At 56.8% G+C, this 26,676-nt stretch carries 25 protein-coding genes and 1 pseudogene; 14 read left to right on the forward strand and 12 right to left on the reverse strand.

Annotation, left to right across the window (positions count from 1 at the left end; all coding sequences use genetic code 11):
- On the reverse strand, window positions 1–816 hold the full coding sequence (locus ACYVNQ_RS04555) for a recombinase family protein (protein ID WP_460901086.1): 816 nt from the start codon (window positions 814–816) through the stop codon (window positions 1–3).
- A gap of 193 nt (window positions 817–1,009) precedes the next feature.
- Here ACYVNQ_RS04555 and ACYVNQ_RS04560 point away from each other — a divergent pair, with 193 nt between their 5' ends.
- The 3 genes from ACYVNQ_RS04560 to ACYVNQ_RS04570 all read left to right on the forward strand — a co-directional run bounded on the left by ACYVNQ_RS04560 (window position 1,010) and on the right by ACYVNQ_RS04570 (window position 6,748).
- Window positions 1,010–1,183 carry a hypothetical protein gene (locus tag ACYVNQ_RS04560; RefSeq protein WP_460901087.1) on the forward strand — a complete coding sequence of 58 codons (174 nt, stop codon included), beginning with the start codon at window positions 1,010–1,012 and terminating at the stop codon, window positions 1,181–1,183.
- Between the two features lie 88 nt (window positions 1,184–1,271).
- On the forward strand, window positions 1,272–1,802 hold the full coding sequence (locus ACYVNQ_RS04565; protein WP_460901088.1) for a hypothetical protein: 531 nt from the start codon (window positions 1,272–1,274) through the stop codon (window positions 1,800–1,802).
- Between the two features lie 638 nt (window positions 1,803–2,440).
- Window positions 2,441–6,748, forward strand: coding sequence for an NACHT domain-containing protein (locus ACYVNQ_RS04570; RefSeq protein WP_460901089.1), 4,308 nt, complete (start codon window positions 2,441–2,443; stop codon window positions 6,746–6,748).
- Window positions 6,749–7,256: 508 nt separating this feature from the next.
- Here the strand turns inward: ACYVNQ_RS04570 and ACYVNQ_RS04575 are convergent.
- From ACYVNQ_RS04575 to ACYVNQ_RS04595, 5 genes are all read right to left on the reverse strand, one after another.
- Window positions 7,257–7,940 carry a hypothetical protein gene (locus ACYVNQ_RS04575; RefSeq protein ID WP_460901090.1) on the reverse strand — a complete coding sequence of 228 codons (684 nt, stop codon included), beginning with the start codon at window positions 7,938–7,940 and terminating at the stop codon, window positions 7,257–7,259.
- 292 nt (window positions 7,941–8,232) lie between these two features.
- A complete protein-coding gene (locus ACYVNQ_RS04580; protein ID WP_460901091.1) occupies window positions 8,233–9,123 on the reverse strand; it encodes a helix-turn-helix domain-containing protein in 891 nt (296 codons plus the stop codon).
- Window positions 9,124–9,489: 366 nt separating this feature from the next.
- Entirely contained in the window at window positions 9,490–9,822 is a 333-nt protein-coding gene (locus tag ACYVNQ_RS04585; RefSeq protein ID WP_460901092.1) for a hypothetical protein, read from the reverse strand.
- 320 nt (window positions 9,823–10,142) lie between these two features.
- Window positions 10,143–11,120 (reverse strand): hypothetical protein, encoded by a 978-nt coding sequence (locus tag ACYVNQ_RS04590; RefSeq protein ID WP_460901093.1) that lies wholly within the window; start codon window positions 11,118–11,120, stop codon window positions 10,143–10,145.
- Window positions 11,121–11,128: 8 nt separating this feature from the next.
- Window positions 11,129–12,646, reverse strand: coding sequence for an AAA family ATPase (locus ACYVNQ_RS04595; RefSeq protein ID WP_460901094.1), 1,518 nt, complete (start codon window positions 12,644–12,646; stop codon window positions 11,129–11,131).
- Between the two features lie 350 nt (window positions 12,647–12,996).
- Between ACYVNQ_RS04595 and ACYVNQ_RS04600 the strand changes: the two are divergent.
- A pseudogene (locus ACYVNQ_RS04600) lies at window positions 12,997–13,586 on the forward strand (recombinase family protein).
- 489 nt (window positions 13,587–14,075) lie between these two features.
- Here ACYVNQ_RS04600 and ACYVNQ_RS04605 read toward each other — a convergent pair.
- Window positions 14,076–15,086 (reverse strand): hypothetical protein, encoded by a 1,011-nt coding sequence (locus tag ACYVNQ_RS04605; protein WP_460901095.1) that lies wholly within the window; start codon window positions 15,084–15,086, stop codon window positions 14,076–14,078.
- Window positions 15,087–15,487: 401 nt separating this feature from the next.
- On the opposite strand from ACYVNQ_RS04605, the gene ACYVNQ_RS04610 reads away from it, so the two are divergent.
- On the forward strand, window positions 15,488–16,192 hold the full coding sequence (locus tag ACYVNQ_RS04610) for a hypothetical protein (RefSeq protein WP_460901096.1): 705 nt from the start codon (window positions 15,488–15,490) through the stop codon (window positions 16,190–16,192).
- Between the two features lie 218 nt (window positions 16,193–16,410).
- On the opposite strand, the gene ACYVNQ_RS04615 is transcribed toward ACYVNQ_RS04610, so the two are convergent.
- Window positions 16,411–16,650 (reverse strand): type II toxin-antitoxin system CcdA family antitoxin, encoded by a 240-nt coding sequence (locus tag ACYVNQ_RS04615; RefSeq protein WP_460901097.1) that lies wholly within the window; start codon window positions 16,648–16,650, stop codon window positions 16,411–16,413.
- 691 nt (window positions 16,651–17,341) lie between these two features.
- Here ACYVNQ_RS04615 and ACYVNQ_RS04620 point away from each other — a divergent pair.
- From ACYVNQ_RS04620 to ACYVNQ_RS04645, 6 genes are all read left to right on the forward strand, one after another.
- The gene (locus tag ACYVNQ_RS04620) at window positions 17,342–17,524 is read left to right on the forward strand and encodes a helix-turn-helix domain-containing protein (RefSeq protein ID WP_460901098.1); all 183 of its coding nucleotides are present in this window, start codon (window positions 17,342–17,344) and stop codon (window positions 17,522–17,524) included.
- On the forward strand, window positions 17,525–18,043 hold the full coding sequence (locus ACYVNQ_RS04625; RefSeq protein WP_460901099.1) for an HVO_A0114 family putative DNA-binding protein: 519 nt from the start codon (window positions 17,525–17,527) through the stop codon (window positions 18,041–18,043).
- A 73-nt stretch (window positions 18,044–18,116) separates the two neighbouring features.
- The gene (locus ACYVNQ_RS04630; RefSeq protein WP_460901100.1) at window positions 18,117–18,443 is read left to right on the forward strand and encodes a hypothetical protein; all 327 of its coding nucleotides are present in this window, start codon (window positions 18,117–18,119) and stop codon (window positions 18,441–18,443) included.
- 14 nt (window positions 18,444–18,457) lie between these two features.
- A complete protein-coding gene (locus ACYVNQ_RS04635) occupies window positions 18,458–19,537 on the forward strand; it encodes a HigA family addiction module antitoxin (protein WP_460901101.1) in 1,080 nt (359 codons plus the stop codon).
- Window positions 19,538–19,579: 42 nt separating this feature from the next.
- Window positions 19,580–20,977 (forward strand): AlbA family DNA-binding domain-containing protein, encoded by a 1,398-nt coding sequence (locus tag ACYVNQ_RS04640; protein WP_460901102.1) that lies wholly within the window; start codon window positions 19,580–19,582, stop codon window positions 20,975–20,977.
- A gap of 71 nt (window positions 20,978–21,048) precedes the next feature.
- Entirely contained in the window at window positions 21,049–22,218 is a 1,170-nt protein-coding gene (locus ACYVNQ_RS04645; RefSeq protein ID WP_460901103.1) for a hypothetical protein, read from the forward strand.
- A gap of 157 nt (window positions 22,219–22,375) precedes the next feature.
- On the opposite strand, the gene ACYVNQ_RS04650 is transcribed toward ACYVNQ_RS04645, so the two are convergent.
- Window positions 22,376–22,546, reverse strand: coding sequence for a hypothetical protein (locus ACYVNQ_RS04650; protein WP_460901104.1), 171 nt, complete (start codon window positions 22,544–22,546; stop codon window positions 22,376–22,378).
- Window positions 22,547–22,788: 242 nt separating this feature from the next.
- A complete protein-coding gene (locus ACYVNQ_RS04655; protein WP_460901105.1) occupies window positions 22,789–23,328 on the reverse strand; it encodes a hypothetical protein in 540 nt (179 codons plus the stop codon).
- Between the two features lie 728 nt (window positions 23,329–24,056).
- On the opposite strand from ACYVNQ_RS04655, the gene ACYVNQ_RS04660 reads away from it, so the two are divergent.
- Both ACYVNQ_RS04660 and ACYVNQ_RS04665 read left to right on the forward strand, forming a co-directional pair.
- Window positions 24,057–24,743 (forward strand): replication/maintenance protein RepL, encoded by a 687-nt coding sequence (locus ACYVNQ_RS04660; RefSeq protein ID WP_460901106.1) that lies wholly within the window; start codon window positions 24,057–24,059, stop codon window positions 24,741–24,743.
- Between the two features lie 72 nt (window positions 24,744–24,815).
- Window positions 24,816–25,016, forward strand: a complete 201-nt coding sequence (locus tag ACYVNQ_RS04665; protein WP_460901107.1) for a hypothetical protein — start codon at window positions 24,816–24,818, stop codon at window positions 25,014–25,016.
- 102 nt (window positions 25,017–25,118) lie between these two features.
- On the opposite strand, the gene ACYVNQ_RS04670 is transcribed toward ACYVNQ_RS04665, so the two are convergent.
- On the reverse strand, window positions 25,119–25,364 hold the full coding sequence (locus ACYVNQ_RS04670; RefSeq protein WP_460901108.1) for a hypothetical protein: 246 nt from the start codon (window positions 25,362–25,364) through the stop codon (window positions 25,119–25,121).
- Window positions 25,365–25,702: 338 nt separating this feature from the next.
- Between ACYVNQ_RS04670 and ACYVNQ_RS04675 the strand changes: the two genes are divergently transcribed.
- Window positions 25,703–26,026 carry a hypothetical protein gene (locus tag ACYVNQ_RS04675; RefSeq protein ID WP_460901109.1) on the forward strand — a complete coding sequence of 108 codons (324 nt, stop codon included), beginning with the start codon at window positions 25,703–25,705 and terminating at the stop codon, window positions 26,024–26,026.
- Between the two features lie 110 nt (window positions 26,027–26,136).
- Here the strand turns inward: ACYVNQ_RS04675 and ACYVNQ_RS04680 are convergent, their stop codons facing one another.
- Complete coding sequence (locus ACYVNQ_RS04680; RefSeq protein WP_460901110.1) at window positions 26,137–26,481, reverse strand: response regulator; 345 nt, start codon at window positions 26,479–26,481, stop codon at window positions 26,137–26,139.
- Window positions 26,482–26,676: the final 195 nt, after the last annotated feature.

Genomic DNA, 26,676 nt, shown 5'->3' on the forward strand with positions numbered 1-26,676 from the left:
TTACTCGTTCGCGAACTCGGAGATGCTCGGCGCCAGGTCGGCAGCTGCGTCGTCGCCCACCCCGAATCGCGCCAGGATCCGGCGAACCAATTGCTGAGGGGTCTCTTGCGGCGGCAGGTAAGGCACCGGCTTAAGCTTCTTGGGCTTGGTCGGTCGCGTTGCAGGCGGAGCAGATGAGGTCGCGGGTTCTTGCAGCGGCGAGTCATCCAGGGGTAGGAGCTTCTCTCGAACACGGGTGATGGTCTGGCGACTGCACATGAAGTTGCGTGCGATCGACGCGATGGTTTCGCCGCGCTTGAGGTGCTCGGCAACGTCGCGCTCGAGCTGCGGCGTGAGCACGCGCGGCCGCCCCATGTGCTTCCCGCTCGCTTTCGCACGAGACAACCCGGCCTGCGTGCGTTCGATGTGGACCGCGCGCTCGAATTCGGCATATCCGGCCACCATGGCGAACGTCATCTGCCCTGCGGGGCTTTTACGATCCAGCCCGTCCAGCTGGAAGCACCTGATGTTCACGCCAATCCGCTCCAGAAGCTCCCAGGTTCGGCTGATATCCATCGCGTTACGCCCAAGCCGATCCAGATGTGTGACGACGAGCGTGTCGCCCGGCTCGAGACGGTCGATGAGGCGGATAAAGCCGGGGCGGGAGAGGGCAGGCACAGAGCCGCTGATCGTTTCGCTGAAGACGCGGTGCGGCGCGATTTCAAAGCCGGCGTCTTTGGCGGTTTGAACCTGGCATTGCGCGTCCTGGGTGGGGGTGCTCACACGAGCATAGAGGAAGGTGCGGGACATCGGAGTTTTCTGGTCAATGGTGTTCAAGGTGCGAACGCCGCAGCACACCAGTGCAACGCGGCGAACGCATCCTAGATCGACTCACAGCCAGCGAACAGTGCCCTAAACTCGACCCCTAGGTTTTGAACACCCGGTTCGACACCGACATCAAAATCGCTCACAATCCGTAGGCCGATTAAAAACGGCCAGCATGTATAACGCATGCCTACGGGGATACCTGATGGACGAATTCAAGCCCGATCTGCGGGCGTTTTGGGAATACCTGCGTCAAAACCCACACTTGGCACTCTCGGGTGCGCTGTTCTTCGGGGGCATCCTAGGCCTTGCCTTCGGCGCCCCCCAATCGCAGGCGCGCTTTTTGGTGCTGGTGCGGCACTTCTCGGCGGATGGATAACGCTAGCGAATACCCAACGTGCGAGCGCCGCAGAGAAGGCCCGTCGCGAGCCGATGCCAAGCGTTATCTGACGCCCGAACTGAAGCGTGTGATCGACAGGCTGCTGTTTATTCATCAGCGCGCACTTGCCAACCATTCCTCAGCGGCCACGGACCAAGCCCTGCCGAGCGACGTTCAAGCGGACTTCATCCCTTTTATGCCGGTGCTGTACCCGAACGCGCCGCAGTTCCACAATCTGTCGGGCGATGACGCCGTCGCGCTGGTTGGCTTGTACGATTCGCTGCATGAATTGCAGAGTTCGGTCACCGATTGGTACGACCGGCCTACGCAGCTGAAAGTAAATATCTTCAATGTGATGCTTCATGACGTCGATCAGAGCCTCAAACTGGCGCAAATCTGCGTGACGCGCTTCGATATCGATGTCCTGTATCCGGCCAAGCACGAAACGGTCGGCACCACGTCAGCTCGAATCGAGCGCTGTCTCGGCCAAAGCGCAAACGCCCGCGAAAACCACATCAAGCGCTTCAACGAACAGCAGCAGGAAGAACAACGGCAGAAGAATGCGCAGGGCACCGCGAATACGGCGCGAGGGGTGCGTCCGCCGCGACCGAGTCGTTAGACGCATCGCGCACGTGTGTTCATGGGCGACACCCGTCAACTCGGCGCTTCATCGATCATTCACTACATGACGGGCGGCGGTGGCGGCGACGGACGAATGATCGTCGATTCGCTTCATAGCTGCTTTGGCGATGTACAAAAACCCCGTCAGAAACCGCATAGACCTTAATGGTGGTGCACGGAATGACCGGCCACCAAAAGCAGCACACATATCAGAATCAGCATGCCTCCCGCAAGTGCGCGCAGACCGTGGCGAGCTTCAGGCGCCTCGAGCCGAACGAGCGCCGTTCATGATCCGAAATGCGCCTCATCGCGCGACTACCTGGTTCGCTACTGGCGTCATTCATTCATGCACCTCGCATATCACCACTCAACGTGGTCCTTGAATGATCTAGTCTTGGTGCGCACTCTTGCGTAGCATGCCAACAATCGGACGACAGCTGCTGTCCGGGGCTAAATGACGCCAAATTGGGCTCGCGTCGCACCACTCGAAGCAACTTGCCTCAATGAGCAAACGATCCGGCAGTCCATATGTCCTGCGCGTACAAGATGAATCGAACTTTTAGAGAAATTCGAAATACCGATCATGCGACCGACCAATCGGGTGAATCATGGGACCGGTATTTCAGAGCCAATCCCATGAGCTGGTCCGACCTTCTCAACATTCCGCGAATTTTGCTGATCTCGGAAGCAGGGGCTGGAAAGTCCCACGAATGCGAGCAGCAGGCAATCTCCCTATTCGACAAAGGCGAACCCGCGTTCTTCCTTCCGCTTGAGCACATCAGAACAAGCGGCGTGCCGTCCATGCTCTACGGGCCCCATCTCGATCGCTTCAAACAATGGTTGGCTTCATCGTCTCAGACCGGATATTTTTTCCTAGACTCCATCGATGAACTGCAACTCGTTCACGGTTCCTTCAAAGGTGCTCTGCTCCGACTGGCGCACGATCTCGACGGCGCACTGGGGCGAGCAGTCGTAGTTGTTACATCTCGGCCCGTAGCAATCGATCGAATGGCGTTTAGGGAAATCCTTCCCGTACCACAAGCAACAACCGCAGTTTCTGCAGGCGACGAGTTTGTAAGTATCGTGCTTGACTCTACAGAGGCCAAGAAAGCTGCGTCGCCTGCGCTATACATCGAAGTCGAACTCGTGCCACTTACGGATCGCGAAATCATGGAATTTTCGCGCGGTCAAGGAGTAGCGTCTCCCGAAGCTTTGATGTTGGCCATTGATGCGCGACACGCGCGCGACTTTGCCCGCAGGCCGCAAGATCTCATCGAACTCTGTGACGATTGGCGTACACATGGAGAGATACGCGCTCATTTTGAGCAGGTCAAAAGCCACGTGCGTGCACAGCTAGCGGCGCGACCTGATCGAAGGGAGAAAGCCGAAATCTCGATTAACAAGGCACTTGATGGGGCACAGCGACTCGCTCTGGCGAACATTCTCGGGAGGCGTTTGACCATTCGATACAGTGTCGGCGCCGACCTGGAAGCTTCGGGAGATCCAGCGATCGATCCACGTGTGCTGCTCCCGGCGTGGAACACGCACGAAATCGCGACGCTGCTGGAGCGCCCCCTCTTTTCGGAAGGCGGATATGGACGCGTCCGCCTGCACCATCGTTCGGTAATGGAATATCTGGCCGCACGCTACATCGATACCCTAATTGAGTCAGGCGCAATTTCAATCTCCGCTGCCAAACGATTAATTTTTGGCTTGACTGGCACGAACGAGGGAATTCTGAAACCTTCGATGCGAGCCGTTGCAGGATGGCTCGGCCTGCTTCGTCAGGACATGTTCGATGCTGTCCTGACGGTCGAACCTGGTACATTGCTCGCGTACGGAGATCCTGAGTCTCTTTCAGACTTGGAAAGAGAGCGCGCGTTACTGGCGTTTGTTCAACGCTACGGAAAGGGGCAGTGGCGTGGCCTTGAGGTACCGCATCTCCAGGTGACTCGCTTGGCGCGGCCGAGTCTCTCGGATGCCGTTCTGTCCGCGTGGTGCATGGATGTTGAGAACCCGGAAGTGTGCGAACTGCTGCTTAAGCTCGTGGCAGCCGGTCGACTTGGAAGATGCGTCGATCTGGCCTTCTCTGTTGCCATCGATACAAAACGAACCGACAGCGAACGATTCGAAGCGTTAGTCGCTCTTGCTCGTTGCGACGATGTTCGGTTTGAATCGCTCATCAACGCCGCGATCGACTCCCGAAACGGATGGCCCGGTCAGATCGTCCAATGGATTGCCACCGTCCTTTATCCGGAACACATTAGTGATGAGCAGTTGATTGAGGTACTAAAGAAAGTGCCGCCCCGGAAGCGTCGAGGCGACAGCTTTACGTCTAGGTTAGCTTACCTACTTGAATCGGCCGACCTCGATACAGATCGTCTCAGTACGTTGCTGCCGGCGGTGGTATCAATGACGCGAGAAAGCTGCGAAGAAAACGAGAACATGCAAATTGTCGTTCAATCGGGCCGTCACGACGTATCGAAAATCGTGCACACCTTATGCAAACGCCTGATCGAGCATGGTATCTCTACCAGAGAAGTAATCGAGGCGGCTGTACTTGCGCTGAGGACCGGGGGCGCGGACGCTGACGTCCGAATCGAAAGGGACGCCCTTCGTGTACTTCTCGACAAGCTGCCAGTCGCCTTGAGACGACAAATATTCCAGGCGGACTATACCTGGCTATCTATGCTTGAAGCAAAACGTAGCGCCCAATTCAGGAGCGGACGTCTTTTATTGGGCGGAGCGCTCTCGTACGATCGTGAGCGGGACTGGAGCTGGGCGCTAGACGCACTAGCGGGACTTGAGCAAGCAGCCGACCTGCGGGCAGCACTTCTGCAACTGTTGATATGGATATCGGCAACAGGAACAGACAGCGACGCGGATTTTGCTGCCATTGGCCGTGCGGTCTTGGATTCGCCGACTCTTACGAGTGCATGGAGCGAGCGGGTCAAAGCTATCAGTTCAAACGAGGCAGCACTCAAGGTACGGGAAGAGGATCGCAAGCGACAAGAACGCCAAGAGCGAAAGGTCGCAGCGCAGCGGAACGAGTGGCTAACGTTCTGGAATGAGCTCGCAACTCGTCCTGCTCTAGCATTAGCGCCGGCTCGCGTGAATTCGACAATGTGGGACCTGTCCATTGCCCTCCGCAAGGCACGGTCCGGAAGCCAGCAATTACGGTGGGACCGAGCCTTCCTCGAGAAGCATTTTGGACAGAGTTCGACAAATGCAATTCGACGCGCGTTGATATCCTACTGGCGGAATTTGAAGCCGTCTATCCGCAGTGAGCGCAAGCCAGAGGAAAAGCATACCTACCTCATTGTCTGGACTATCGGTCTAATGGGCATCTACGCGGAAGCGGAAGATCAGAAATGGGCGAAAAAGCTGACTGGTAACGACGCTGAACTCGCAGCACGATATGCATTAATTGAACTGAACGGCTTTCCGCAGTGGACCGCGAGTCTCGTCGCAGCTCATGGGGCGCAGGTGGAGAACGTCATCGGGAGTGAAGTTGACGACGATCTCGCTGCGATGGATGGTGCGAACGGTTGGTACTCGACGGTGTTACAAGGACTGTTGTATGGCCCTGTGGAACTTGCCGCCCTCATGCAAGCACGACTTATGCGTTGGATCGCCGGGCCGGGCAATCAGCTGATGCAGCGCCCTCATGAGACTGACAACGAGCGCAAGCTCGATCAAGTTGTGGGGGTTCTCCTTGCTCACGGCGATCAAACGGTGCGCGGTACGTTAGAAAGCCTCGCCGCTTCGCAACTCGACGTTGTCGGCCACGGTCTCTTTCTGTTTTTCTGGCTACCAGTGCTTTGCTCCCTCAATCCGCAGCGAGGTGTGGAGAGATTGCTTCACCTTCTGGAGCGACTGCCCGTTCAGAGAGACGGCGTTGCCGTAAAAGCGATCGGAAGCATCTTCAATGAACGGCGTTCGAAGGGCGCTAAAGACTGGCGTACTACGCTGACACCCGACTCGCTGCTGAGACTAACTGTTGCTATCTATCGGCATGTCCAGCCAGAAGAAGACAGCAAACACGAGGACGCGTACACACCTGACTCCAGAGACTTCGCCGAGAACGGCCGACGGTATGTTTTCGACGCGCTCATGCAGGCTGCTGGACCTGAAGCTATGCGTACCAAGTTGATACTTGCGGCACACCCTCCATTCGCCCATCTGCAGGACCGCATCGCCGCGCTCGCGCAGGAGCGCCTTGCGTCGGAACTTGACACGGCCGTCTTTGACGCTTCTGAGCTGGCTAGAATGTTCGAAGGGAAAGAACTTCCGCCGAAGACAGGGACTGACATGGCGCAAATACTGATTGACCGACTAGATGACTTGCAGGAGCTGATGCTACGGGATACTGGGCCGCGAGGTGCGTGGGCGACGGTGGCCGATGAGAACACGCTTCGTCCCGCGATCGCTCGCGAGATCGAAATTTCAGCGCGGAATGCGTATACTGTAGATCAAGAGGCCGTCACTGTCGACGGTAAAGAAACGGATATTCGTCTTCGATCCGTCTCCGGTCATCAGGCTACTATCGAGCTGAAGATTGGTGAGAAGCAGCGCTCTGCCAAGGAGTTGCGAGACACTGTTGAGGACCAGCTTGTCCAAAAATATATGGCGCACAAATTCGCGAGAACAGGTTGCCTGCTCGTTACAGTCGCCGATCCCAATAAGCGCTGGCAACACCCCGACACGAAGGCCCGAATCGATCGATTCCAGCTTGAGGAACTCCTGAAGGAGACGGCACAAGCGGCGCAACGTAGACTTGGGGGCGACGCCAGAGTCGTGGCGCGTGTACTCGATCTTACGCCACGCCTCGGATCGGAGGCCAAAATGGCGGCCAACGCTGGGCAAAGCGCGAGGCGATCCCCAGCCGACCGAGACAGGACGATGTCGTCGAGTCCGCGTCGCGCAACTCGCACCAAACAATAGAGAATGGCTAAATCGAATAGCCATGGAGATACCCATCAGTCAATGGGGCTGCATGGATGGCAGAGGGCGGCTTCTGCCCGGACGCGGTCCGATGCGAATTCGCAAAGCAAATATCGCGTATTCGCTCGTGGGCGGCGGCTGGCAGCACGCGACCCGTTCCGGGCGTACAGCGCGCTTCTGCAAACGTCCTCACGCTGTTCAAAAGCACCGCAGCACCGGACACTTGGGGGGAGACGCTTAAGCAGCTCGCATGGCTAGCGGGTGCCGCAGTACTTTTTATCGACGATCTGAACCGAAAGGTTGCACCGTGGTTAGTCGATCATCCCAACTTCGTCGTGAGGCTGGAGCGGAACGTCCGCGAAGTGATGCGCTGCTTCTTCGTCGTCGTTCGACTCCTATTGGTGTCTAGCTCGTGTGTCGAGATCACGCCACGGCCGCCACTGTGTCCTGCTCTGCGCATCGCGCGGCGGAATTGGTACTGAAGCCCCGGCATCGCTATGTATGACCGTCATCGACACTGTTTTGGGTCTTTCCGGTACGGCCTGAGCGTTGCGCGTGTTCGCGCCAGAAAGAAGCCACGATGTCGCTCGAACACCGACCCAAAGGCATCACCAATTTCGCGCAGTTCTGCTGTGAGGTTCGAGTCATCCATTAGCAGGATGAAGGACTCCGCGGCGGCGATGGGGCCTAACAGTGCCATCGAACCAAGTAGCAACCGGAAAGGGTCGTTGAAAAGCCCCCAACCATAAACACGGGACGCAGCGTCAAGAATCTCCGCGGATGCCGGCAGGAGGGGGGGGGAAGCCAGTGCCAACCGCAGTTGCGGCGTAAGTATGCCCGGACCGTCAAACCTGCTAATGTTTTCTACGTCGTGCATCAGGCGGCCGATCGGACGCGCGGTCGCATAGATGACCAGCTTGGCACGCTCGGCCACTGCGCGCACTTGATCATCGCCAATCGGTTCTTCATTCGCCACGAGTACTCCATGTTCCATGTAGCGTTTTCGTTGACTCACACAATTCAATCTGTGCTGGGTTTCGCTCGTCACTGAATCACGCCACCTGATTCCCAACACCGATTTCGGTTCGAGATACGCTTCCAGTCCCAGTGTGCCAAGCTCGCGACGGATTTCCGATTGCTTGAATCCGCCGCATGGTACGGCCGGGTCGTATGGAAGGCCGGTGATCAGCACACCGCCCGCGTCGATGCGTGCCGCGGCCCAGTGCAGATAGAAGTCGCTCTGCGACCGTATGCAGTGCGACTACCGTGGAGTATTATCGTTTCCTATCTTCGGATACCGTGTCTTTCACAAAACCACGATCAACTGCTTAGATTGGCGAGCAGCGATGGATATGAACGTTAGCAGCGCGTTTGCAATAACAGCGCAGCAGTGCCCAGCCGCCGGCCCGAGCACGGGCCCGATCGGGGACTTGCTATTTCCCACTTGGCGTCTCTGAGCTGATTCCTTCGCAAGCGTCGCGGTGTCACCCACTCAGGCGGGCAGCAGATGTCCGGATCCGCGCGGGGGTGACCCCAAGTCGTCGAGTGAAGATGCTCGTCATATGGGCCTGGCTCGAAAATCCGACAGCATACGCAACCTCCGCAATACTGCTCAACCCATGTGTCAACATCTCCCGAGCGCGGCGAACGCGCTGTTCAAGGACGTATTGGTGCGGCGACTGCCCCAGGGTCGACTCGAACGCGTAAGCAAAATGACTCGCACTGATGTTCCCCACGGCGTACGCAATGTCCTCAACCGTAATTTTGCTGGAGTGATGCTCATCAATAAAAGAGAGCGCTCGACGAATGCGGGTCGCATTGAGCCAACAGCCTGGCAGCATCAACGCTTTTCGATAGGCTCCCGTCTGGTACGCTTGCGATAGAGCCGCTAACGAGACACGCGCCAGTTCGACAGCTAGTTGTAAAGCGCTACCACCCATGAGAAATCGCCGGCGAAGTGCAAGTGCGGTAGCAGTGAAGGCACTGTCCACCATGTCGTCGAGCACATGGCCAGGAAGAGGAGGTAAGAAGTTGGCGAAGCGTGGGTCGAACGTCAAGAGCATGTATTCGATCGGCGTTTCCTTTCGTACCTCGATAGATGAACCCGCAGGTACAAAATAGAATCCTCTCGATTTCTGAATAGTAGATACCTCTGGTCTGCCGTCTACCCGAAGTGACACGATACCCGGGTCCAACTCGATCCCGATCAAATGATGGTTCATTCGGACATGCGCGTGCCTGAACTTTGCCGGACAATAGAGAATGACACCGTATTCATGTGCCACGCTCCATGGGACCCTGGTTAGTCGGCTATCTGCGCTGTCGCCATCCAACGGTAGTTCAATGAAAGGCGGGTTATCGAAGTTCGCAAGCACGCCGCTTCTCCTTCGTTCGCGACTAACTGCATTGAATTGCTTCGCCGAAGACCAGTGTGTAATCAGCGAGTACAGCACTCTATCGGCCGCCGGCGCAACCGTAATGGGGCCGACGAACTGGAATGGATGCGCTTCGAATGTCCCGAAACGTTTTGAACGGTACCGCCCCCCTTCGTGAACTTCTCGACGATCAAAGGGACGCGCGCCCAATACGAGACTCTCAGAGGACATCCAACGCAGTCACATAACAGACTGTGCAAAGCTGATATTCCATTTGCGATCAAAAAACGTAGTCCGGGCAGATTGCCTCCATGGCCCGCCTCTCTACGCAACCCCGAAAAAAGCCCTTACGTGCCCGCGCTCCCCTCATGAACCTGGGGTCGGATTCGTCGCGGCCGTGTTTCTGGTGGATCGCCCAACCGAATCGTAGGTTTGTGAAAGACTGACGCCGGGATTCGAACCGATATTTATCCTGAGCAGAAATGCATTTGCTTCGGCCCGGCCGTTGATCGCGACCACATAATGCACGATCAATGGTTCGGTGCTCCCGAGTGCACTGATCTCTATACCGGGAACACGCAGTTTTTTGGAGATAGATAAATCGTTGATAATCCTTATTTTATCGTTAAACCCGACGAGCGTGCGCGCACGCTCAACGCGTGTTTCGTTACGGTGTCGACGGGCAGGTTCCGCAATCACCCGGGAACGGCTCTCTGGCCACCCAGTTATTTACCGACATTGCCGATGAAATTCCCGATGGCCCTGCTGATATACCGAAGCTATTGGAAGTATTTAAACGATATCGCGTAACCGTCGCGGGCTAGAGAGTGAAAGGGACTGCCCCGTCCCGAGGTTACGGCGGAGGTCCCTTTCATTATCTAGGTTCTGAATGCCTCTTGACAGGTAACGTGACAGCGCTTATCGACCCAAAGCGGGCATTCGACTAGGTGTTGCCGAGTGACCGCTTTTGGCCGAGGGCACATGCAGTTGATGTTTACCGACTCGGCATAACATAACATTCAAAGCTGATACTTACTTGAATTGTGACGAAGTTCCGTCTCCGACTTTTCAAAGACTGAGTCGGTTGCTCGATCTCTTCGCCAGAGCACACAATTCGCATGAGCCAACGCGCCGGAAAATGCCCCAATTCCTCTATCCATACCGAATACTGCGTAGTCGCATCTCATATACCGATGGTGCGCGTGTTGACGGAAGACCCGATCATCCACCAGATTTAGTTTAATTTCACGTATCCCATCGCCAGAAAATTTGCGTAGTTCTCCCACAAATTCGGCAACGTCGCTAGATATCTTGGGATCGCCCACGAAAAGGGTGACATTTGCGGGCGCGGATTTGCCGCGCGCGTGAACGGTGTCAAGCATTCTCGTGAGACCAGGTTTCTCTGCACCGCGAAAACTTCTTAAATAGTCTTGCGCTCCGTATCGATCGACGACAACCACGTTGTCACAGATTCGAAGCCACGCGGAGTAACGCTTGCTCCACTCATCCGCGTTGTTGGCGTCTTTGAGCAGGGAGGTATGTTGAGTTGCGCGGGCTTGATTCAACCGAATTGACTGTTCAACTGAGTGAAACCGGCATAGCTCAACATCGCCGAAAGCAGGGACGCAGGCGCTGTGCTCAGCGTCACCTATGTCTGTGTAGCACGTTACTTTTGCAGACTCCAGCAATGCGAGGTCAATACGAGCGAGAACATCCAACTGGGATTCAAGGCTGTTACCGAAGTCACCATCCCATTCGACCGAACAAGGGACCCGCTTGTTCGCTTTGAGGGCATTAATCCATAGGGACTTTAACGCGACAGGCAATTTATCGACGTGCTCCAAGAATGGAGATTCCGTCAGACGCGTGCCCGCATGAACAAATATCCCGACTTCGCGCCACGATTCAATCACGCGACGATGGAGTGCCACCGCTAACGAATGCTCGAGATTTCTTGCGTCCAACGCTTCGGGGTCAACTGCGAATTTTATAAGCATAGATCCTCTTAGCCGAACATTTCCCGAAATCCTTCCTCGAAAAATCCTCCCGGCCACTCGTCGATGAAGTCACCGGACTCGTTCATGCGGAGTTGCAAGATTTCTGATCCAGCACGTCCGGTCGGATTTACGAAAACGACGGAAACATTCGAGCTATTAATTGATCCCTCTCGGATTCTCCTCTGAATTCTCAGTAATATTGACTCGCTATGGGTTTCTGCGATCCACTGGCAACCGTTTTGCCGATGTGTCTCAATAAAAAAGTCGCCTATATGCGCTTGTAGTCGTGGATGCAAATGTAATTCTGGTTGTTCAACGCAAATTACCCGTTGCGGCGCAACTCTGCTTGGCCTTTGGTCAGCTAAAATGCCTTCGATTATAATCGGCAAAATCTGTCCTATTCCGAAGCCAACGTCAGTTGCGGCCACAGTGACACCCGTTCTTTTATCAACTAGCATCAGTTTCGCGATGTCGCCAAGCACCTCATCGCCAACTTCGTCGACTTTAAGCAAGTAAGGGATTTCAAAATTCTCAAGCCAGTGATTGACGCGATCGGATACAACCTCGATTCCTTCAGAGTCGATCCTTTCACCCAATGCATCAATTGCATATTCACCACTAACGCCTACGCTATTAGTGAATTGCCGAGAGTATTCGTACACCCGTTTTGGCCGGGATCGCAGCGGCCCCAAATATGAGACTGAGCCAAGAGCGCGCTCGTACGCGCGCACAATCGTAAAGAGCACTCTGCTCGCTGTTGAATATTCGTCGATACCCCGGACGTTACGGCTCTCTGGCCCTCGGATTTGGCTGGGGAGAAATGTGCTATTCGCGGAACTGATCATTGGTCGAAAGGAAACCCGTCCCTGCTCCGCAAGCCAAATTGCGTCTTGGCCTGTCACCTCACCGCGATGTCGTACAGGCCGTGTGGCGCGATCCTCGCAAAACAGTAAAAATTTTTCCACCTCATCGTTTCGTCGGAACCGAAAGAAATTTTCACGAAATATCTGATTCCCACTGATCAATTCTTCCACATCGGAAAGCAAAGGTGGACTTTCTTGAGCCTCACGCTGCAGCCCAACACTGAAAGCTCGCCTATGTATGTCCGTTATACCTAGCTGTGCCTTAACCAATTCAGGAAGCGGCCGTCTTCCAAGAATGCCAAAATCTTTGAATGACGCAAAAACCGAATAAATATCACCATCTTCGGTTGGGGAGTTGAAATATTCTGAAAAAGCGGAATCGGAAATATCCATACCGAATGATATGGGTTTCTCCAGATTATGCCCGTGATGCATCGATTTGGATTGCCCCAAATCTACATGTGCACCATTCGGAACCAAGAATTTCTTCTTGATGCCAACATTAATTTTCGACTCGATCGACTGTTTTTGAAGTAGCAGCGATTGAATTATAGAACTCTTTCCGCTGGAATTTGGCCCATATATCAGCGTGATAGGTGCAAGATGCGCCGTCTGTCTCGAGCCAAACGCTTTGAAATTGTCAATGGCAAGCGAATGTAGCATTATCTTCCCCGTCGCGTGTTCGTGGAAGGATACCAGCGACCGTGAGTTACCACCATACCAATGCATCTTGGTCATATTTTAGTGCGACCCAGACACAGATTTGGACGGGGGTGTCGGGCGCGGCAGTCGCCTTGTCTGCATATATTTGCGCTTGATTTGCAAGCGTTGGCTTTGGCCGAACGGGAAAAGTCCGGCAAAAATGCTACGTATACATCGATTTGACGGGCAGCAGTCCGCAGTCGACTCGGACCGGTCGTTCGAGCGATAGCGCTCAATGACCGCTCATGGCCTGCAAGCGTCCGCTCGCCGGCCAACGATCAAACTTCGGTCTGCTCAGCCATCTCCAGCGCATCGTCTACCTCGATGCTCAGGTATCCACCACGGATGGCCAGTCCTCCGCAAGCCAGCACGAGGCCCCCAAAGTCCACGGTGTGCAGGAAAAGGATGTTTTCATTGATGAGGGCGTCAGCGGCTACCACGTGGCCCCGAACGCTCGGCAACAGCGGCGCAAAGCGGAGCACGATCTGCGGCACGGCGGCGTCCTCATCGTGCGCTGGCTGGATCGTATCAGCCGCCGCTATGACGAGCTACACGCGACCATGCGTCGACTGATGGAACAGAGAGTGCGTGTCGAATGCGCGCTCAATGGGATGGTGTTCGACGGAAAGGCCAAAGGCTCCATCGAGAAAGCGACGCGCGATGCGGCGCTGGCATTCATGGCAGCGCAGGGCGAAGCGGACTATCTGAACCGCGTTGAGATGCAGCGTCGCGGCGTGGCGAACGCGAAGGAAACTACAAAGGACGCGCACGCTCCCACGACTACGCGATGATTAAAGCGTGGCGCGAAGAGCGTGGCGCGAGCATACGCGCAACTGCTGAGAAGTTCGGGGTCGGCACTGCGACGGTCAAGCGAGCGTGCGCAGACGTATGTTACTCGTGACGGGCTCGCCGGACTCTCTCTTATCCTTTTCGCTTGAATTTCGCAAGCTCATCAGCAGGCTTAGCCTGTAAGGGAGGTGGGTCTCCCAAGACGCGACGGCGTCCACAAGAATGCACTTTGCGTACGACATAACGCTGCAGCACCAGTTGTTGAGCATATGCAAATCCCCCTTTCGAATTGAAGACAGCAAAGCAATGAGTTCTGAGATTACGAATCCCCAATAAAAACCAATGGGACCTACAATCACATAGACACAGCCCGCCATCATCAGTCTCAGGAGGCCACCTCTGAGAGACGCGAATCGCGTTTCGGCAAGTAATTGTACCTGATGCGTCAGCACGCGCTTGAGACTTGCGTTGATTGCCTTCCTGGAAACTGGCGATCGTGCAGTCAATGCGATAGAAATGAGCTTTGCAGACGAAGATGCGAAGACATGGCGTCACATTAGTTGACGCGACACGAGATGACTGGTTGATCAGGTCCGTTCCGTTAAGCACCCGCCGACCGCGCGGTTCTCTTAACGTGCTCATCCACGTCCTCCTCATAGTCGGGACCGTGCTCGTTGAGCAGAAGGTAAGCGAAGATCTCTCGCAACGACCGACGTAGGTGTGGAATATCGTCGTGCATAATCGGTGCGTATGGCATATCTCCGTATCTGCTTGCGGGGTGCATAGTCATGATGCGCTCTTCGTAGAACGACTCGAAGTACTTCTCCGTTGCGTCGGGAGCGGGTAGGCCAAACGGGGCATCAAAATGCTCGTGCAGCCATACTGCCGCATCGTGCGCCGTCGGGTTCTTGTTGCCACATTCCCGTAGGCGGCGCTGCACTAACGAGAACGAAGCCTCGAGCGCGATGTAGAGCGACACAATGGCCTCCTCCGAAAATTCATAGTGTCGGCTCAGCATATCGGCCTTGATTAGTGTGTACACCCCTCGGAAAAACACAAAACTTGCGTCGCCTAGAGAGGCCCAAATTTCCGAGAGCCGATCGAACCCATATCTGCTCGGGTCTACAAGATCATGTTTCCTACCAAGGAGGCCTTCGATCCTTGCATGCAGGCCAAATGGCCCTTTCGCGCTTTCAGCCGTTTCGACTATAAGTTCACGCACCCTGACCACAGTGGCTGGATCGCGTAGGTCAAGCTTGCTCACGTCGAGTATCGGACCATATCGAACAACTGGATAAAGGCTCGCGTATGGACCGTCGCGTCGTTCGCATAGCACAAGCGACACCATAAGGCGAAGTTCCTCTGGCGAAGCCCAATTGAATTCCGAGTAAGGCGCGTCCGGGAGAATCTCATCCCAAGATCGACCGCGTACCACAGAGAAAGCGATTTCCTCGTCAGCATAGAAAAAGCCCGATCGAACGAACTGCGTGCCGCTTGGGTACGTTCCTCGCGTGTCAAACACCATGACCCGATAGGCTGGCCCCTTTCTGCGGGCAATCCCGCCTTTGCCCGAGAGAAATGCGAGCGGCTTCGACTTATTGCGGTGGTTCATCGTACGTCCTATTGCCTCGGGCCTGTACACCAACGGATAACTGCTTTCTTGCCTACGTCAGACGCACTTGCGGTCAAACTAATAGCCGCGATTGCGCAGAGTCCGTGTCACTGGCCGAACGCTGCCCTAGCGGAATGTGATCGAGAGCGTAACGCGGAAAAGGCCTACCAAGCCGCCAGGGGAATCGTTCAAGGAGAAATCACAGAGGTTGCAGCCGGAATACAGAAGGACGAAGCTACGATGCAACAAATGCTCGACGCAGCCAACGCACATGCGTCTAACTAATTGCATTCGCTCAGCGTGCTCGAATGAGGCCCCATGGCGCGTCACTGTCGCATTCAAACAGCATAGAGTTCGGCAATTAAGCCGCAATCAACGCAATGACTAATGAGGGGTAAGGTATGGGCGAGATCAACATTCCTCGTGGCGAGCAGGATGTCCTGAAAGCGGTTGACACCAAGGTGTTGGACAAGCTCATCGAGGAGTGCTTGTGCGAGGAACGGTCGGATGCTTTGCAAATCCTTCGACTCGAGAGTTGCGGAGCGTACGTCGCTGCACGCCTTCGAGGGTATGAGAAGGCGTTGGCAGAGCACGGCCGAGCCAAAGCGGCAAAAAAGCGTGCTGAGACGGAAAATCGCGCTCGTAGAGCCGGTATCGAGCTGGCGCATGCCGTCCGGCAAATGAAGCACCGGGTGGAGACGGAAGAGAAGGAAGGGCTGCTTTTCTTTGTCGATGATCAAATCACGCCGCCCTATCGCTTCAGGGAACGCTTGACTGTGCGAGTCAGCTGCCGCTGGCGCCGTGCGATCGAGGAGGAATGGGCACACAGCAGCATAACCTTCACTTACGACGTCGATTTACCGCCGACCTACGCCGTGCCGCCATCAAAACGGAAGGCGAGCGCCACCAAACAGGAGCAGGATCGACAGGACACGCTACGTCGCGAATGGGAGCACCTAATGAGGTTGGGACTTGATTCGGTCAGAGAATATTTGAGAAGGGGCGAGGGCGGAGCGGCGATCCCGCCAACGTTCCAGGCGAAGGTTGATCCTTACACCCGAGGATTGAACAACTACAGTGCCCAATTCTGGCCTATCCAATCATGACCTTCGCAGTACATGAGCGCAGGGGCACTGCGCGCGCCGGCTCTCACGCGACACGGGGCTGCGGACCGTGATGTGCGCGCCTACATCGTGTCCGAAAACGAGCCATGATTTACGGTCACGTACGGAATGCGGGGAGGGTTATATTTCGGTCAGGGGTGTGAGGGGATGTATGGTATCGGTCGAATCCGGTCACCCCAAAACGCTGTAAGGATGGCCAGTCACTCGTCGGCTTGACGGGATGGCAGAGAAGACCACAGCTCGTCGCGATACTCGGCCAATGGCAGTCCGTGGCGTTCTACGAATGCGTTCGTTGCGGCGATGAACCTGGCGTGCTCGATCGCCCAGCTGCTCGAGGCGGTGTCGCGGGGCGCGAGCTCCGGCAGGCACTTGATCGCGTGGCTGTGCCTCATGCGAGGCGTGTCGTCGGTGCTCGAGCGATCATCGTCGGGGTTTGACATGGCATCTCCTGCGTTGAAGGGCACGCATTCTACCCACGGCCGCGAGCGCGCGTAGGGCTGCGTCAAGCCGGTAAACAGGCCAGTCAACAGCGTCAAGCACGCGGTCAACGGACCCAAGCAGGGCGGGCAAACAGGGCGCGGGTTAGGGTGGCCGAATTTTCCCGCCAAAAGGTAAAGTACACCCGCGCGTCTCGGGCTATGTGCAGGCCTTCTCCCCCTTCATCGCCTTACCTCGGCACATCCCACTCTTCGAGAATGCGTAAACATCCACAACGCATTTTCAAACACTCGTATCAATCCCGTGCACAGGACCTCGGGCAGGGCAGCGTTGTTAACCGCGTCAACCAAAGTAAACAAAGTAAACAGCAAAACGTGTTGGTTCTGTTAACAAGGCGTTGACGGGCTTAACATCCGTCAACCAGCGGGAGAAATCGCCAGCATTTACAGGGGATTTCGAGTAAACCGAAACTCGTCCGCAGCCTGCCTATGAGACAGAAAAGCAGTTGACGCCGGGCCGATTTAGTTTAGCGCGCGCCTTGTCGGGCATGTTTACGTCAAGCGATAATCCGTTTTTGCTTGTGTTCACAACGGATTTCGAGTTAACCATGCTGGCAGCACACACCGGACAAGGATCAATCAGATGCGCGTAGTACAGGCAACACGGCGCCGCGATAGGCAACGTGGTTTGTTCATGACGAAAGTAGCGGCACTAGCCGACTTTGATGTGGCGATGCACCTCACAGACGAAGAGACGATACGGGCGTTCGTCGATCTGTCCTTCGCCGATGGCAACCCGCTCGAGATCGAACATGCGCTTGCGATCGCTGCGAAGGCCTACCGCAACTTTGAAGGCCGATCAGCGTTGAGGGCATAGATGGCTCGAGAAGACTTCATGAGGGACCTCACAATCCTCGTGCGCCGCGATACGGAAGCTATGCTCGAAGAGATGAAGGATCACGCTATCCGGGTATGGAATGGCGACCGATCCGACGTCGACACTGCGTACTTCACGTATCCGTCCGCGACGCAATTGTTCGATGACCTGACGCCAGATCGCTGGGAGCTGGTCGAACTGCTGCAGGGGATGGGCGAGACGAGTCTGCGTGCCCTTGCTCGTGAGCTGGAGCAGCCGGTGCGATTGGTTGCCGAAGATGTCCGTGCGCTGCTGCAGCTGGAGCTGCTCGACCGGACAGAGAGCGGCAAGCTGTACGTGCCGTACGAAACCATCCGCATCGTGTTCGGCAAAGGCGCCAGGCGACCACACGCTGAACTGGTGGCTCGCGCGGGTGTGTTGAAAGGGCGGATGACTGTGCCCGACGACTTCAATACCGCGCATGCTGATGAGATCCGCTCGATGTTCGAAGACGGGGACGTTTTCCCGCCATCAGCGTAACTTATTGATTCGATTACAAGCTCAAAATTGAGCTGGTGTTTTTACGGTGTTCGCACGCGATCAGGAGATGGGCATGGAGCAATACACGATGGAGCAGGTCAGCCGCATGACGTACGCTGAACTTGGCGCTATTGAAGACCCGATGGATCTGATGGCCACGGGCGGCGTCGCACCGATGCTGGTGCGTTACATGGTACGCACTGGCCAGCGCGACACCCGGTATCCCGGCATTGCGCTGCCGATGCTGCTGCGCGCGATCACGGAAGCTGCTGCAACAGTAGGCTGGCCGCTCGACACGGTCGCACAGGCTGCCCCGTTGGCCGTTGAGGATGCCACCGTCGATGCGTATCTCGACAACGTCCAGCCGCAAGTCTATGCGGTGCTGAAGGCGATGCATTGATCCGGATGAGCACGATGCATAACCCCGCACACCCGGGCGAAGCGCTGCGCGACTGGATCCCAAGCGGTATGAGCATCGAGCAGGCCGCGGCAGCTGCGCAGATCGAGCACAGTACTCTCATAGCCTTGCTGGCTGGCCACGCGAGCGTGACGCCCGAGATCGCCGTGAAACTGGCCGCGTGGCTGGGGACGTCGGTCGAAACGTGGACAGGCATGCGGACGCAATGGGATACGAGCCAAGTGGAGCGTGGCACTGTTGGACCCAGTGATAAGCACGACTTGCCGAGGCGCGCTGCACAGATCTCCGAATTGGCACGCATCATTTTCATCGACAAGGGGCGCCAGATGGCCGCGCTCGCGAATGTGCTCGCCGGGAAAAAGGAATCAGAAATGCACAACGCACCGTTCTGGCGTCGGTATTTCCGCAGCTCGTTCCAACCGCACCTTGAGCGCGTGCTCGAGGCGCTGGAGAAACGTGTCCTGCCGGCGTTTGACGATATCGACGCCGAAGCTACCGCACTTCAGGAAAAGACGTGGAACGATCTGATCACGGGGCCATACGATCCAGACGTGGATGAGTCGATGATAGCCAACGCCGCGTTCGAAGCGGGCTATGACCATTACGCGGGGATGCACGCCGTCAGGCAGTCGCTTATCAATTCGTTTGCACCGATGCTCTATCACACATGGGAACAGCAGCTGCTCGCCTTCCACCGCAAGGAAGTGCTGCATCCTGCGCAAGAGCACGACAACGAGCTGCTGACCCTGCAGGAGCTGCGGCAGCGTCTGAGCGCGGAAGGTTTGGACATCACGAAGCTGTCGAGCTGGTCGACCATCAGCGAGCTGCGACTGGTGGCCAACACCGTGAAGCACGCTGACGGCGATTCGGCTGACCGGTTGAAGAAGCGTCGGCCAGACCTCTTCGATTGGCAGCACGCGCAGGGGCATGTGAAGATGCCGTCGACTTTCACGCGCCACGTCTATCGTCCCATGTCGGGCGAGGACCTGTACCTCACGCTTGACGACTTACACGCATACGGCCGCGCGACGATCACCTTCTGGGATGAGTTTGCGGACGCACTTGAACATGCGTAGCAGTTCATTTAGGCAGTGAGCATCAATATCAACGAGCGGAAAATGGCAGACATCAATCGGGAACACATTGAGCAGTTGGTCAAACGGCCAGGCGAAAGTCTGGTCGTTGAGATCAAGACGTGGATCTCGCCATCGGACCCAGCTGGGCAAGCCAAGATCATCAAGGGAGCAATTGCGCTGCGGAATAGGGGCGGCGGCTATCTTGTGATTGGGTTCGACGACAAGACAATGGCAGCCGACAAAGAAAGCGCGCCGACGGATGTGCGGTCGACCTTCCATGTCGATGTGATACAAGGGCTGGTCACAAAGTACGCGTCGCAGGCGTTCGAGATTGCGGTCGAGTTCGTCGAACGCGACGATGTAGTCCATCCCATTATTGTGGTGCCGCCTGGTGTCCGCACACCCGTTTTCGCAAAGCAGCAACTGACGGGCGACGGCGGAAAGATTCTCGTCGAACGTGATGTGGCGTATGTCCGGACGCTGAACAGCAATAACACCCCGAGCACGGCGAAAGCGCAGTACAAGGATTGGGACGAACTCAGCGAGATCTGCTTCAACAACCGCGAAGCAGACATCGGCCGATTTCTCCGTCGCCACCTCGTAGGTGCCGATCCCAACGCGCTTCGCGAATTTGCGATGACACTAGCTGGCAACGCCTCAGCACAGGAATCCATCCGTGAGCGTCTCGACAAAGTGATGGCGGAAGGCTTCGGGCGCTTCCAGACTGTCATCAAAGAACAAAATGGAAGGCTCCCGGAGCACGGCTCATGGGACGTAGCATTAGTGGTCGACGGCCATGTTCCGTCGCAGGGCGGCCTCGAAGAGTTTGCGAACCTGCTGAGCGCGAGCAATCCCTCGCTTACTGGATGGCCGGTGTGGCTTAGCAGCCGTCAATTTCAGGACCCGAAGCGTCGACCTTATGTCCTTGATGGCGCATGGGAAACGCTAATTGTCGCGCTTGATCCCTCCACCTTCACGCACATTGACTTCCTGAGGCAAAGCCCGAATGGTTGCTTCTACAGTTATCGGGCGCTCGAAGATGACATTACGCCTAGCCCTCGCGGACCGACTCCGATGACCGTACTGGATGGAATCCTGCCGGTTCTTCGTGTGGGCGAAACGATCGCTGTGGGCCTGGCGTTCGCCAAGGCGCTCCGCGTGGACGAACAGACGAATCTTCAGTTCCTGTTTCGATGGATGGGCCTGAAAAATCGCGTCCTCACATCTTGGGTGAATCCGGGACGTCATATCAATCCCCGCACGTCGCGGCAAGATACCGTGACATCAACAGTTACCGTGCCGATCAATACCGCACCCGCCGCGATTGCTGAATACGTGAAGGCGGTAGTGCACCCGCTTTATCAGGTGTTCGATGGATTCCCGATGCCGGACTCAGTCGTCGAAGAACTCATCGAGAAGATGCTCGCAAGGCGCTTTTAACCTGTGCAACGCAGCGGTAAATAACGCAATGTTGCACTCTGTGCGTCCAAATCAACGAATGAGGAGTTTGGATGGTTTTCGCGACCCGCACTATCGGTCCGCTTCACTTCGAAGACCTTGAACCGAAGCGGTTCGAAGACCTGATCCGCCAGCTGGTCTATGACTTCAAACCATGGCGCCGCCTCGAGGCAACTGGTCGCGCCGGGTCCGACGATGGATTCGATGCGCGCGGGTATGAGGTTGTCGAATCTGAACCGCCCGCGGCGTCCGAGATCGATGACGAGGAAGCAGTGGTGGTCGGCGCCGGTGATCGCCTCTGGCTCGTCCAATGTAAGCGCGAACGTGCAATCGGCCCGACGAAGCTACTGCAGTACCTGGACGAGATCCGCTTGGCCGATGGCGAGGTTCTGCTCGGCATCATCTTCGCAGCCGCGTGCGATTTCTCGAAGACCGCACGGGATCGCTTCCGCGACAAGTGTGCCGCCATGGGATTGCAGGAATGGTATCTCTGGGGCAAAGCTGAGATCGAGGATCGACTGTATCGGCCGGAGAATGACGGGCTGCTCTTCGCATACTTCCGCGTGTCACTGACCATTCGCCGGCGTTCACAGCGCACGGAGCTGCGTGCCAAACTGGCTATGAAACGCAAGGCGAACCGGCTACTCGATTCTGTCGAGAACAGCACGGTGCTGCTTCGTTCGCCCGACGCAATCCAGTATCCCGACCACGAAGAGATACCGAACTTCGAAAGGCAACCGCAATGGTTCGTGAGAAAGTATCTCGGCCGTTGCCATGATGGTCTGGAGTTCCTGACCCGGCGTCATTACGCCTACCTCGCCGATGATGGAGAAAGCTGGGACGCGATGTACTGCTGCAACGAAGCCGCTCACTTGATCGGCGAGACGCCGTGGTCGGCCCCTCAGACTGACAGCGCAATACGCGCCGAAGCGTTGCAGGTATGGAAGGAACTCCCTGCTGAAAACCGCGTTTGGCTCGAGGTCGTCGCAGTCATCCCGTTCGAAAGAATCTTGGACATCGATGATATCGGTGATGAATATGTTGACGATCCGCACGTCTATGTCCCGTTCATTGGAGAGAGTGGCCCATTCGCCCATGCGTGCGGACGCATCGCGAGGTTTACTGACTTCAACGGACCTCACCAATGGATTCTGGACGAGGAAGAGCACCGCATCGAGAAGTTCCCTGCACATCTTCGGCAACGTCCTGACGATCAAGGCTAGTCGGAGAAGCGTCGGTGTCGGCACTATCGCGTGCGAGGTCGGCATGGGGATCGGGGATGATGAGGCTACCCCCGACCCCACGCCTTAAGCGTATTTGTTGGTAGCCCGTCCAAGGGTTCGCTTCGCCGCTGCGCGCCCTTGACGGAACGGGGTGCGTCTACGAGTCCGGATCCTGCTTCGACCGGGCAGCTGGCCGCATTAATTGCTCCGCGACGTCGGCACCGACAATCTCGGGCAGCACTTCGGACGCCGGGCGCGCGCGTGCGAAATCCTCGGCGGTCCATTCGGGGTTTTCGTCGTCAATCGGGTCGTCGGGTCGTTTGCTCATCGCGTCGTGTTTCGCTAGGTGTCGCGCGCATTTTACCTACTGATCACGCTGGCACTTCGCGTTTTCTCGCTGCGCGTGCGCGGTATTCCGAGCGATGTAACGCGCCCGCAAAATGTCTGCATGCGATGCGGACAAATTGCGGGCAGCTCGCGCGTTTGCCCGCGGCCGGTCACTTGCCGTTCGATGGGTGTTCGCCGAACGTTCGATGAGTCTTCGCCGAGCAGAGGGCGCGGGGGCAAGGCTTAGTGAACAGCTTCGGCCGGTTCGCCGCTGGCCATGCGAGACTGAATACGCGTGGCCGCGTGCACCACGTCGTTCAAATCGAAGCGCGAGTCGTCCGCGTCCACGATGATCCGCGCACTGGCGCATGCGCGCACCAAGGCTGCATCGATCCGGATGTCATTCGCGACGTCTCCCTTCTCGATCCAGCGGGCTGCGCACGTTTCATCGCGAAGCACATCGCCAAAGTGCATCAGGCGGAGTGCGATTGCAGAGATAGTTCTTTCGTCGATGCCGGCTGCCTTCAGGCGGACACCCACGGATTTAAGCCCCTGATTGAAGGAAATGCCGGCGTGCCCGACCATGGAGCGCGCCGCATGCACCATTCGCGACACACGGCTTGCTGCCGCCGTGTCTGCCGTCGCGAGGTAGATCCCGATGCAATCAGCGAACAGATCCTCGTCGACTGGCCAAACGGCCATATCGCTGATAGCCCGCACGGATTCTGACGAGGCGCGCTTCGCGCGTTCCTCACGTGTGCCACGGCGTCTTGCTTCACCCATTCTCTTCCTCGCTGGTTGGTTGCGCAGGCATCCATGCAAGCTCTGCGGCTGTTGTCGGTGCTTAAGCGTGTGGGTACTACTTCGGCGCGTCAATGGGCGATGTTCCCTGAGTGGTCGACGCCGACCGGGACTGACCGTTAGTTGTGTTTTGGCACGGTCAGATTCCGGCTTCATCAACTCCGCGCTGGGCTTCCCGACAAGCGCGACGCTTCGTGCCGAGCCCTTCGGGTTTAATCCATAAATACAGAGTGAGAAGGAATTAGCCGCAAACCCTTGTCGCGCCTAGGGTGCACCTTGCACTAGTGCAAAGTTTGCCTAGCACAAGTGCAAGGTTTTTCATGGGCGACGGTAGTGGAAACGCGGTTCGCGGACACCACTGGATGGTCCGAGCGTGCGTCTTCTGGCGATGCTCGCGGTGCGCGCATGCAGGCAGCAGATCGCAGCCAACACGTCGACATCACCGACGAAAATGCCGCGCATATTGATGGCCAAACATTGCGCTGCCATCAATGCTCGGCATGCGCCAGGCTGTGCAAGTCTGCATGGGCACCCAGAGTCTTAGCGGGCGGGGCGGTTGACCGTGTTGACGGCGTCAAGTGAACCTGTTGACCTTGCACTTTTTCGCGAAAAGTACTCGATGAACTTTGCACTTTTTTGCGAAAAGTGCTTGACGAACCTGCACTCGGTGCTCGAAAAAGTAAGCACTTTTAATGGAGAAAGTGCAAGGTATGCCTCGCCTCTACAAGCCCAAAACAGCGCTCAACCGGCTGCAGTTTTCGCCTACCGTCAATCCGCTCTTGAATCCTGACGATATCCAGATCAAACGCCGCAAGATTCGCAGCGGCCATGAGCGTCAACTCGTCGATACCGGAACTGGCGAGGTATCACATATCAGCCAGATCGTAACGATCGAGGAAAAGGACGACGCCGAGTTTGTGAAAGTCTTCGCCGCCGGCGTCAAAGCCATCTACCAGCTGAGTCATACCGGGGGCCGGGTCTTTCAGATTGTCCTCGACGTCTATCAGAACACTGCCATGCATGGCGGCTTCGCGGAGACCGTCGAGCTGTACTGGTACGAAGGCAAGCTGAGTGGCGTCGAAGCCGACATGAGCGAGTTCACGTACAACCAGGGCTTGCGCGAACTCATCGACAAGCGGTTCCTGGCACCTCGTCTCGTGGGGAGCTTCTGGGTCAATCCCACCATGTTCTTCAAGGGCGATCGCGTGCGCTTCGTGAAGGAATACGTGCGCGTCCAGAACGGCGGAACACGGTCACGCCGCGGTCGTCCTTCAGCCAAGCCCAAGGCAGTCGCCAGTGAAAACGTCGCCGTCAGTCTGGAACTCGTGCCGAGCGTCGCGCCGCGTCTGGAACTGGTGCATACCGAGCGCGAGCGCGACGTCGTCGACGCTGCTTAAAGCACCGCAGGGCTGGATAAATCGCGCCGTCCGCCCCATCATCTGGTCCGCTCAATCAACAGGAACTGAACGATGCAACTGATTTTGCAGGCCGTCGTGGTGGCGGCGGCCGCAGGGGTGCTGGTGGCTGCGGGCGCATTCGCAAAATGGCGTTGCGACGTCGCGCGTCGGCGCCGTGAGAAGGCGGAAGCGATCCGTGCGAGGGCGCGCAATCTGACGCTCGTCCATAGCGTCGAAGCGGTGCGCAAGCGCGCGGTGGGCGGTGAGTGGTGAGCTTTTACGGGACGAAGTAGTCTGTACTGCGACCCCGGTAAAAAAAAGCCGGGGTAGTTGTCCCAAGACGAAACGGCCCCCGAAGGAGCCGTCCGCATTACCTTACTGCATCAAAACCTCAGCGGGCCAATCAGCGGCCTCGATCACTTCCAACGCCGCAGTCTTCGGATCCACGCGGTAGACAGCGACAGCACCGTCTTCATTCGCAAGAACGACGTACGGATGCTCATCACCGTGTGCAACCTTGGAATGCTCACGCGTCGCGCTGTATTGGTTTTGTCGCCAATTCAGCTCGTACTCGCCGAGCGCCTTCATGATCAAAGCTGCTTCGTTGAACTGCTGTGCCATACAAACTCCTCACCGGTTTAAGAAGGAAAGGAGTTGATCTAGCGTGCGTCCAAGGTCAACGCGATCAACTTTTACGTCTTTACTTCGTTCCAGTGGAACCCATGCCTCACCACATTCGACCGACCAAAACGCTGTCGGCCATTCACAGACCCAGAGGGCCCGGAGCTTGGACGCGATAGAAAGCGTATCAACGGACACGCGGCGCGTCGACGTACGAATAGGCTGAATTTTGGACCAGGGGGTCTCGAGCACGTGGCTCGTCGCAGCGACAACCAGAGTGGTGACGCTATTTTTAGCGCCACAGCGCCGACGGGCGCGTTCAACCGGAGAGCCGATCGATGTCTACCTTCGAACTTATCGCCTATCAGCCGATGCAAACGCTGGAAACCGATGCCGATGGAAAACAGCGCTTCCGATCGAATGCGATCATTCAGTGGATGCTCGCCACGAAGCGCCTTTCGTTGACGGAAATGGCGCACGGCGATTTCCCGGTCGAAGACAAGATCCAGATCGCTCAGCTGGCTGGCTGCACGGTTAGCGCCTACCTCGGGCTGCCATACGTGCCTGAAGAGAACCGCGATGAAGTACGCCACGTCGCGAAGACCGTGCGCGACTTCGAAGCGTCGCTGGGCGCGCCGGACCCGGACGATAACGATGACTAGCGGGGAAGGCTATACGCGGTCCGGGGGCATATTCGGTACGGTCCACAGTTCGGCAGCAGTCTCGTTGCGAGTTGCCCGTCCTTACGCGCGCGACGTGGGAAGAGGCCCCGCTAACAAGCCAGTTGCTTGAGCAAATACATCAACGATTCAGGCGTTGCGCCTTTCTTGCAATACCCATCAAACCCGGCCGCAATGCCATGCGCCCGAACGGCAAATTCGTCTTGTGCGGTAAAAGCTACAATAGTGACGTGCCGCGTAGGGCCGTGCTGTCGCAGAAGCCGCGCGACCGAAAAGCCGTCCATGCCGGGCATGTTAATGTCGAGTACCGCTATGTCCGGCGTCCAGCCATTGATGGCGGCCATGACCGCCATCCCGCTGAGGACAAATTGTGCTTCGTATCCGGACATGGAAAGCGACACCGTCGTGGCTTCAGCGCCAGGCCGGTAGTCGTCCACAACCAGCAGCCTGCGCCGTTGACCTGTCTGCCGCTGGGGTAACTTGCGCGACGTCCAGCGTGCAGTGTTTTGGAATGGTCTCATGTGTAATGGTAGCTTTCAGCGTGCGTTCCCCCGTGAGAAGCCTTTAAGCATCTGCTGTTCCTAACACCCGCGAGCGTGAGGTGGCAAAAAAATTGCATTGCTCTTGGCGCC

This window comes from Paraburkholderia jirisanensis (assembly GCF_054782355.1).